Raw genomic sequence first — 932 nt, 5'->3', positions numbered from 1 at the left:
TCAACTGGAGCTTCCTCTATTTAATGAAGTCGAGATTTCTGCTGACCCTAAGGTCGAAGAGCCGACAGTTGAAACGATTACGTATCAACGTAAAAAGGCCAAGGGTGAGCGTGATCTCAAATTAGAGAAGCTCCCTAAAGAAATGATCCACTATTCATTACCTGTAGAACAGCAGGTTTGTTCGTGTTGCCAAGGGGATCTTCATGAAATGACAACGGAAGTTCGTCGTGAACTAAAAGTCATTCCAGCGGAAGTTAAAGTCGTTGAACACGTTCAATCGGTCTATGCGTGCCGACGCTGCGAGCGTGAAAGCATTGAAACACCCATCGTGAAGGCGAACATGCCCAAACCAGTGTTTCCAAAGAGTTTGGCCTCACCATCAGCTATGGCGTATATCATGAATCAGAAATATGTAGAAGGTCTACCATTATACCGCCAAGAACAACAATTTGCCCGATTAGGTGTGTCTTTGTCACGCCAAACGATCGCGAATTGGGTGATATATGGAGCGACTACGTGGCTACAACTCATCTTTGACCGGATGTATCAGCTATTAATGGAACGGGATCACCTTCACGCCGATGAGACCACGTTACAAGTGCTTCGTGAACCGGGCAGAGCCGCCACCGCGACTTCGTATCTTTGGCTCTATCGCTCTGGTCAAGGAACATCACCGATTGTCCTGTTTGATTATCAACAGACACGAGCAAGTAAACATCCGAAAAAGTTTCTATCCCCTTTTAAAGGGTATCTACATGTGGATGGTTACGCTGGCTATAATGGGATTCCAAACGTGAAGCTTGTGGGCTGTTGGGCTCACGCTCGCCGAAAGTTTGATGAAGCACTCAAAGCGTTGCCTGAACAGGAACGAACGAAAGATGTCCTGGCCAAACAAGGGCTTCAATTCTGTAACCGACTCTTTGCGATTGAAA

General features: G+C 46.5%; 1 protein-coding gene. It reads left to right on the top strand.

Features of this window, described 5'->3' with window-relative positions:
* The coding region (gene tnpC / locus ACERJO_RS20970) for an IS66 family transposase (RefSeq protein ID WP_373648781.1) at positions 1-932 on the top strand (932 nt) is incomplete at both ends.

Origin of the sequence: Halalkalibacter sp. AB-rgal2, assembly GCF_041821005.1 — a bacterium.
Lineage (GTDB): Bacteria > Bacillota > Bacilli > Bacillales > Bacillaceae_D > Halalkalibacter.
This window is presented reverse-complemented; position numbering and strand designations above follow the sequence as displayed.